General features: G+C 33.0%; 7 protein-coding genes. All 7 read right to left on the reverse strand.

Annotated elements, in window-relative coordinates:
* Nucleotides 1–442 precede the first annotated feature (442 nt).
* The 7 genes from N4A57_RS02195 to N4A57_RS02225 all read right to left on the reverse strand — a co-directional run bounded on the left by N4A57_RS02195 (nt 443) and on the right by N4A57_RS02225 (nt 8,625).
* Nucleotides 443–1,711: a LamG-like jellyroll fold domain-containing protein gene (locus N4A57_RS02195; RefSeq protein ID WP_293655823.1), complete on the reverse strand. Its 1,269-nt coding sequence runs from the start codon at nt 1,709–1,711 to the stop codon at nt 443–445.
* Between the two features lie 227 nt (nt 1,712–1,938).
* Nucleotides 1,939–3,207 (reverse strand): ABC transporter permease subunit, encoded by a 1,269-nt coding sequence (locus N4A57_RS02200; protein WP_293655824.1) that lies wholly within the window; start codon nt 3,205–3,207, stop codon nt 1,939–1,941.
* Between the two features lie 2 nt (nt 3,208–3,209).
* On the reverse strand, nt 3,210–4,250 hold the full coding sequence (locus tag N4A57_RS02205) for an ABC transporter permease subunit (protein ID WP_293655825.1): 1,041 nt from the start codon (nt 4,248–4,250) through the stop codon (nt 3,210–3,212).
* A 1-nt stretch (nt 4,251) separates the two neighbouring features.
* A complete protein-coding gene (locus N4A57_RS02210; RefSeq protein ID WP_293655826.1) occupies nt 4,252–5,856 on the reverse strand; it encodes a sugar ABC transporter ATP-binding protein in 1,605 nt (534 codons plus the stop codon).
* A 228-nt stretch (nt 5,857–6,084) separates the two neighbouring features.
* Complete coding sequence (locus tag N4A57_RS02215) at nt 6,085–7,263, reverse strand: DUF3798 domain-containing protein (protein ID WP_293655827.1); 1,179 nt, start codon at nt 7,261–7,263, stop codon at nt 6,085–6,087.
* 262 nt (nt 7,264–7,525) lie between these two features.
* Nucleotides 7,526–8,236: a metallophosphoesterase family protein gene (locus N4A57_RS02220; RefSeq protein ID WP_293655828.1), complete on the reverse strand. Its 711-nt coding sequence runs from the start codon at nt 8,234–8,236 to the stop codon at nt 7,526–7,528.
* A gap of 113 nt (nt 8,237–8,349) precedes the next feature.
* Nucleotides 8,350–8,625, reverse strand: a complete 276-nt coding sequence (locus N4A57_RS02225; RefSeq protein WP_293655829.1) for a hypothetical protein — start codon at nt 8,623–8,625, stop codon at nt 8,350–8,352.
* Between the last annotated feature and the right edge of the window lie 344 nt (nt 8,626–8,969).

Consider the following 8,969-nt stretch of genomic DNA (forward strand, 5'->3'; position numbering starts at 1 on the left):
AACCTATATACGAAGATTCACACTTTCGCTTGTGACAAGGACTTGGGTGGAAAAGATTTTCAATATATTTTCCTGAAATAGGCCCACATAAAGCAAGTTTATACACCAGAAATCTATATAGATTTCTTGGTTTTAACGAAAGACAACTAACGATTAACGACTTACCGAATCCAACAAACCCTTTAATTACCAAAAACATTTTTGTATAAAATTAATTTATTACTACGAAATCTATAGTTGTTTAACAGTATATTATATATAATATTATCAATGAAAACCAACTGTCCATACATATGACTCGTAAATTTAATCTGTAGATTGAAATTTACATTAATTTTCCCGTACTTTTATTTCAAGAGATAAGACCATATTATCAAATTAAAAATAATTATTTTTTTAACAAGTAAATAAAGCCCTAGGCAAAAGCTAGGACTATTAATATTTATTTTTTATATTCCATTATTTCAAATTGCATAATTTTATCAAAAGCCAAGTAATCTTTTCTAATAACAAATGGACCCATATTATGATTTTTTTCTATCACATAATATCCTTTCCCATTTTCATACCAATCAAGGAATTTTTTAACTTGAGTCATGGTTATATCATATTCATTTTCCCTTCCATTTAACATTATTATTTTTAATAATGCTTTATTCCCATTCGTTTCTCCTCCACCTGTGTGTCCGGATGTTGGAGTGGCAGATGCCTCATTTGAATTTATACTTTTGACGCCGTTTTGAATTGCTCGTATCACATAGTAATATGTAGTACCATTGTCTAGATGCTCGTCTATATAACTTCTTTCAGGTTTATAGACAATTCCTAAGACTGTATTATATGGTCCACCAGAAGTTGTTGACCTTAAAACCTCATAGCTTTTTACATTATCAACCTTATCCCATTCTAGTATTACTTTTGCATCCTCACCAGTTGCAACTAGGTTCGTTGATGGTGATGGCGGCATATAATATTCGTCATATATTTCTATTTGAGCCAATTCCCCTTCGAAAGATCTATGATTCTCAAATTCATTCCACTGTTTTCCTATTCTAAAATCATTTGAAGGTTGATGTATTTCGAGGCTTTTAGCAGTACTTATTTTTTTAGGAATTTTCATATCATCTACATATATTTTTACTTTACTTTCATTTATAGTACCGTCCCAGGTTACTAAAACATCATGCCATTTATTATCAGCATATACTTCATCTGTGTAAGAATCAATGATTTTAGTTTCTTTTGAATTTCTAATATTAAAAAAAATTCTGCCCCTATACAATCCCACTTCTGTACCGTATGAACCTTTAGATGACATATTAGTATTACAAATTATAGTCTGAACAACCGAATATGATGATTCTATATTATCTGATTTGAATTTAAATCTTATCGATTTTTCTCCCTTAGGTATAATAGCATTTGCAAAATCAATACTATCTCCACACTTGAAACTTCTTCCTTTTCCATAAGGAGTATCTACAATATTAGTCCCATTACACGTTCCGTTGTACTTTCCTGTTACATCCTTTACTACACTTCCATTTTCATCATCAAAATACCATCCTGCGATTATATCATCTTTTGTTAGATTCCCAATTCCTACTGTATCTCCTTCTACTGCATAAGCACTTACTCCTAAGTTTGCAAAAATAGCCATTGTTAGCACTATTACTGCAATTAATTTTCTTGATATTTTTTCAATTCTCATTTCATTCCTCCTTAATTACTTAAATACAATACAAATAACATAATAATATATAAAAGCCTATCATTCAACATTTTTTTACATTTATGTGAATTTATGTAACACATCTATCTAACTGTAATATACTCTTTTTATTCTTTAACAAATATTTATCCATAATAAAATGCACCTCCAAATATCAGATTCATATCTAACATTTGAGGTGCAATTCATAATGACTCTATCTCCTATTAAATACTTTTCCTCTTTGATATAACCATATTCTTCCAAGCATGTAATCCTAATGATACACCTATAACTCCATAGGCAACGAAAGTTCTAAAATACTCTCCAATTTGGGCATTTCCAAATAGGTTTTTACCTGCTTGGGGTGATACGATAAATAGGGTATGGAACAATGTAACCCCTAGTATTGCCTGGCCTATAGTTGCCCTTGATACGGAGGCTCCACCTACAAGTAAGGCCGCAACGGCAAACATACCAGCTTGTTCGTGGGAACCATAAGTATTTAGTATACCTAGGTTTTGTAAGAATATTAATTGTCCCCATGCGGCTAATACAGTGGAAATTATTATGGATATGATCCTTACCTTGTCCACATTAATACCAGCAACTCCAGCTATGTGTCTACTTTGACCTACAGTTCTAAAGTCTTGACCAAGCTTTGTCTTTATGATCAATACATTAAATACACAAAGTCCAACTATGACTCCATAAGTGGATATTGGTATTCTAATATTTGCAAATAATGATCCCGTAGATTTAAAGTATATGGATAAACCTATGAATAAGGCTGATACTCCCATATAAACAAATGGCTTGTTTCCAACCTTTTCTTCGTATACTTTACTTTCCTTAGATTTTTTCATTATCCATAGGGATAATAGGATTCCCATCACTCCCATTATGATTAATAACTCAGTAAATGAACCTTTATATACATTGTCAACGGCATATCTAATACTGTGGTTCATATCAACCACATTCTTTATACCTACTCCACCACTTATCATTAAAACGGGGTTTTCCATAGGTATTAATGTTCCCACTAAAAACAGGAATAACAATTGATATAGGCCATTTGCAAAGAAACCTAACATCATGGACGTTATCATTTCTTGACCCTTAGTTTTATTTAATATAAGACCCGTTACCCATCCAAATAAAATGGCAATAGGAGTACTTACAACTACTGCAATTAAAAATCCTGTCAATCCTGTACATGCTTCTACACCCTTTAGAGCATAGTTAGTAACTAATATGATAGACATTTGCCCAGCCATGGCACCTACTACTATACCAAAGTTTAGTCCCATACCAGCTAATACTGGAATAATTAAGGATAATACTAGGAATGAATTTCTTCCTATTCTTGTTAACAATTGGGATCCTATGAAGAAAAGAGGCAATTTAGAAGCCACTATTCCTGCTAAACATAAAACCACAAAGATTATGGTAACTATGTTGTCAAATATCATACGTGAAAACTTATTATTCATGACTATTTGCCACCTCCTGCCTTAGTAAGAGCGTAAAGAATTATTCCATACTGGACTACAACTCTCATTACTTCCGATAAGTTCCCCTCAGGTACTAATACATTGGCAACAGGTAGGGCTACAACTAATAATCCCTGGAATAGGAATGATCCTAATATTACATGGAATATGGTAGCATAAGTAGATGATGCTCCTCCAATTAATATGGCCGCAACTGCACCAAAGGCCATCATAAGGGGTGCTGTATACAATTGGAAGAATCCATAGCTCTGTGCATATACTATTATTCCTATAGCTCCTAGTACAGTGGACAATACGGTAGATATTATTCTATATCTATCCACACTTATACCTGATGCTATGGCAAACTTAGGATTTTCTCCAACAACTTTCATTGCAATACCTGCTTTAGAATTTAAGTATAACCATACTAAGAAACACGCTGCAAAGAAAAATACAAATAGCATGGTAGGTATAGTTATAGAACCTATATGAAAAGCAAGGGAATCATTTAATACTTTATCAAATCTCTTTCCTAGTGAAATGGTAGTTCTAAGACCTGTACCTATAGGCCATTTCATTTCATTACTAGTAAATGGTAATATTAACCACCCTATACACATTAAGGATACTACAGAGAAACCTGCATAAGTGGCAACCATCATTTCAGATCCCTTAACCTTATTAAGTAATACTCCGTAAAAATATCCTGCAGCAGCAGATAGGGGAATAGAAATAAGTATTGCTGTCATAAATGCCTTAGCCCCATATAGGTCTAATTCAATACTCATAAGTCCACCAATTATTCCACAAACTATTCCAATTGGTATGCCAAAGTTTGGACCAATTCCAGATAAAATTCCAGGTACCATGGCAAGGACTAATACTCCATTCATGCCCATACGTACTAGATGACTATTAACAAGACCAGCCACTGGTAACTTTAAAAAGAAGGCTGACACATATAATATAGCTAAGAATGATATTATGATAAGTCTTGGTATTCCTAAAGGTTTAACAACCTTTTGTGCTATGGTTTTCATCTTATTTAGCCTCCTTTCTCTTTGTCTTATGATAATCTCCAGACATCATAAGACCAAAGTCCACATCAGAATCATTAGGTCTTAATATTCCTTCAACCCTACCCTCTGTTATGATGGCGATTCTATCACATATGGACCTTAATTCTCCTAGCTCAGAAGATGTCATAATTATGGTCATTCCCTGTTCTTCCTTCAATTGTTTTAATACATCAAGTACTAACTTCTTAGCACCAATATCTATTCCACGTGTTGGTTCTGATACTAAAAGGATATTAGGCTCTAGGGTAATGGCACGAGCTAAACATACCTTTTGTTGGTTTCCTCCACTTAACCTTCTAGTTAGTTGATGGGGACCAACACATCTAATATCAAATTGTTTAATCATACTATTGGCATGATTTCTTATATGTGATGTATCCTTGTGACTAAAAAATCCAAATTTCTTTAAGAATTTTTCATTTACCTGCATGGCTGTCATGGCAATATTCATCTCTATTGAATCATCTAATAAAAGACCTACTCCACGTCTATCTTCTGACACGAAGGATAATCTACTTTCAAGTGAATCTATAGGTGAATTAAGTGTTAATTCTTTGCCATTTATATAAACTTCCCCTTGGGAAGGATAAAGCCCCATTATACCATTGGCAACACCAATTTTTCCTTGACCTGCAAGTCCTCCTATACCAAATATTTCTCCCTTATATATTTCAAGATCTATGCCCTTTACTTCTTCACCAGGCATTTCAACGGAAAAATCCTTAGTTTTTAAGACAACTTCTCTGTTTTCATAGTCATCAAAGCCTTCATTTATATCAGACAAACCTTCAATTTTTCTTCCTACCATAAGTTCTGCCAGTTCCATTACATTTGTATCTACCTTTTTAAGAGCTACAACACTTTCACCATCCCTTAAAATACTAATATTTTTAGATACGTTCATAACCTCATCTAGTCTGTGAGTTATAAATACGATGGATATGCCAGAATCTGTAATACGTCTCATGGCATCTAATAGGTTGTCCGCTTCACTTTCTGTAAGTACAGCTGTTGGCTCATCAAAGACTAATAATTTAACATTTAACTTGTCAATCTCCCTTGCAATTTCTATAAACTGCATATATCCAACGGGTAATCCCGATACCTTTACCCACTCGTCAATGTTCATATCTAATTTGTCTAAGGCAACCCTAGCATCCTTTTCCATAGACTTAGTATCTAGGGTCTTTAAAGATTCTCCAAAAACTTTACTAAATACATTATCCTTTAATGTTTCCCTATTTAATTTAATATTTTCACTTATAGTAAATCCAGGTATAAGCATGAATTCTTGATGTACCATTCCTATTCCCATTTCCATAGCCATTTGAGGAGAATTAATATTTACTTTTTCACCATCTATAAGTACTTCTCCTTCAAACCCTCCAGTAGAATGGATAACTGGCATACCAAATAAAATATTCATAAGCGTGGATTTTCCTGCACCGTTTTCTCCTAAAAGGGCGTAAACTTCTCCCTTTTCTACTTTTAGATCTATTCCCTTTAAAACCTTATTTCCAAAATAGTCCTTTTTTATATTTCTCATTTCTAGTACATACTCAGACATTGAATATAGCCTCCTTCATACTTCGAGCAAGTATCTGAATTATAACTTTCAATTTTTTATTGTTTAAAGTAGTCCATATAATAAAATCTATTTACACAAATTTATCTTAAATTATGATTTAGGTAAAACAAACTCTTTTTCATTTCATTTGACCATCCATGTTTTTTTCAATTAATTTCATAAAGAATTTAAAGGTTGCCGAAACCACGACAACCTTTATACTTTGATTTAGAAAGTTATATAACCAGATAGAACCATAAAGAAGTTTTCATGCTTTTTGCCTGTCTCTTCATTTTCATATGTAGTAAGTTGCATTTCAACACCTGCATACTTTTCAAATAATTCTTTAACCTTAGCTTGATCAGCTTTTCCGTTAGTTTGACCTTCAAGATAAGCCTTTGCATATTCAACTCCAGCTTCAACAAACATCATGTTAACTGGTACTGGCCAAGTTGAGAATCTTCCAGTTCCATTTCCTTCTGCAACTTTTCCTTTGATTTGCTCTACAGCATAATCAATGTCACCTTTTTTATCATCTGGAATCTCGATTCCTAATGCTCCTGGATATCCATGGTATGGGGAAGGACAACATTGTTGTGGAAGTATAGCTCCACCTTGTAATGATGACTTAATAAGTGGTTCTTGCATAGAACAGTTTGTTGAGAAGAATGCAGTATCTTTACCAAATTCTTCTATTTTTCTAGGAACATCTTCTAAAATAAATTGTTGTGCTCCTGGAACTCCAGCATCTCCTGTTGGATCTGGAGCAGTTGCGTCTACAAACTTAATTCCTAATTCTTCACATCTAATTTTAAATAAGTCTCTTCTCTTTGCAAGTAATGCATAAGACATGTGTCTTGGGAAAGAGTAATGTACGAAAGTTTTAGCTCCCATTTTGTTAGCTTGATCTATAACAGAAGTACCCATTCCAAGTTCATCTGCTTGGAATACAACATCTGCCTTAGAAGCAATAACGTCTGGGTCTTCGCCAGGAACTCCAGCTATAAATAGGATATCTGGTCTTACTTCTCTTAATTGGTCAATAGCAGCAGATGTTCCAGGAATAGCCTGAACCATAACTATCGCTTTTACATCAGGATCTGATGCAACACCTAATATATTAGAGATAGTAGTTTCTTGTTCTTTCATAAAGTTATCTGGATATGTTTGAGTAACAATCATGTCACCATACATTTCCTTAATTTTTTGTCCAGCTCTAAACTCTTCTTCACCTTGTGATACAGTTCCAGTTATTACTCCTATCTTATACTTAGGAGCTTTTGCAGTTTCTTCTGCCTTAGGTTCTTCAGCAGGCTTTTCTTCTGTACTAGTTTCTTGCTGGCTTCCACATGCTGCTAATGAAAACATCAACACGAAAATCAGTAAGAAAGATAATAGTCTTTTCACTCTTCATTCCTCCCTATTTTTGATTAGTTTTGTGCTTAAGTTCTTAGAGGTTTTAATCCCCCTGACACAACTCACTTTAACTATATTCTCTAATGAAGTGGAAATTCCTTCAATCTTATGAAAATTTTTAATAAAAATGTCAATTTTTAATTTTCAGACCTCCAAAAACATCCGTCCCCAATACACAGACTATTGCTATTTAACTAATTTTATGACAAAAATTCAAAAAAATAATGGGAAAGCATTGTGCTTTCCCATTATTTTAACTTATACCTTTTCTAATTTTTTCTGCAAATTCACTAGGAATTTCACTTTCCTCTATGGCCTTTGCCATTTTTTCATAATCATATTCAACTTCTACAATTTCCATGCGTATGTCATCTTCAATATGTAAAATCACATAGGTTCCATTTGGATTTCCATGTTTAGGCTTTCCCACACTCCCTCCATTTACTACAAATACATTATTCACATATTTTCCATAGGGTTTGTGGGTATGACCACATACTAATATATTAAAATCTGCCTTCTTAGTTATTTCTTCTAAAATCTCTGCATCTTCATAAAGATATTCGTTATTTTTTCTAGGACTACCATGAACTAACTTTACTTTCTTTCCTTCAACCTCTATATTCATTTCCTTTGGTAATTCCCTTAGCCACTTTTTATTTTCACCACTAGTATTTTCTTGGGTCCAATATAGGGATCTAGCACCCATTTCCATTAATTTTTGGTCCTTGTAGTCACAACCACATGCCATTAGTTCTTCTCCTACACTCTGGTCATAATTCCCTTGAATTGTAGGTATTGCCTCTTCCCTTATCCTATTTATAACTTCATTTGGAAAGGTTCCATATCCAACTAAATCTCCTAGACAAAATACTTTATCTAGATTTTTTCTTTTTATATCCTTTAATACTTCCTCTAATGCATATTTATTAGAATGTATATCTGTTATAAATCCTACTCTCACCTTAACCCTCCTTTGTTTTTTTATAATCTAATTATAATTTTATAATAATATATTAAAAGTTAAAACTTTTTTTATTGTAAGGAAGAGAATTTTCAATTTAATTTTATCTTCCTTTAATCTTCATAATCCTTTTCATTCAACTTATCTTCCATATATTGTATTTGGTCTTTTAGGAGTTTAAGCTGATAATACATTTCTTCCCCTTTTGACTGGGAGTTGTTATTCCCCTGTTGCTGATCTGCTGCATTTATGGTTAAAATACTTTGTCCTATAGTTTGCAGAAAGTTTCCCACTACATTTTGTTGGTTTAAATCTAATTTCCCTGATACTATTATGGCAAAAATGGCAGCTAAAAGGGCATATGCATTGGGTATGGCGTTTTTTCCCATGGTTCTCTCTCCTTACTTTTTTATATATTATACTCAAAGGGAAAGACCATTGTGTCTATATGGTATTTCAATTGTTTTATTCATGAGATAAAATTTAAGATACCCTTTGTAAAAGTTTACATTCTAATATTTAAGGGTATTTAATATTATAGATCTATTGGTTTTAAATTTGTTTTATACAGTAACTTGCCTATAAGGGAAACTATATTGAAAATCTTTGGAACCCTGGAACGTCACAACATCCTATTCTACTCCAACATGACACATGAACCTATATACGAAGATTCACACTTTCGCTTGTGACAAGGACTTGGGTGGAAAAGATTTTCAATATATTTTCCTGA

It is taken from the genome of Anaeromicrobium sp. (genome assembly GCF_025210435.1).
In the GTDB taxonomy this organism is placed as follows: Bacteria; Bacillota; Clostridia; order Peptostreptococcales; family Thermotaleaceae; genus Anaeromicrobium.

What these genes read in the sequence shown, in the direction of transcription:
- N4A57_RS02200 (WP_293655824.1), bottom strand. Translation starts at nt 3,207, where the DNA reads ATGAATAATAAGTTTTCACGTATGATATTTGACAACATAGTTACCATA.
- N4A57_RS02225 (WP_293655829.1), bottom strand. Translation starts at nt 8,625, where the DNA reads ATGGGAAAAAACGCCATACCCAATGCATATGCCCTTTTAGCTGCCATT.
- N4A57_RS02210 (WP_293655826.1), bottom strand. Translation starts at nt 5,856, where the DNA reads ATGTCTGAGTATGTACTAGAAATGAGAAATATAAAAAAGGACTATTTT.
- N4A57_RS02205 (WP_293655825.1), bottom strand. Translation starts at nt 4,250, where the DNA reads ATGAAAACCATAGCACAAAAGGTTGTTAAACCTTTAGGAATACCAAGA.
- N4A57_RS02195 (WP_293655823.1), bottom strand. Translation starts at nt 1,711, where the DNA reads ATGAGAATTGAAAAAATATCAAGAAAATTAATTGCAGTAATAGTGCTA.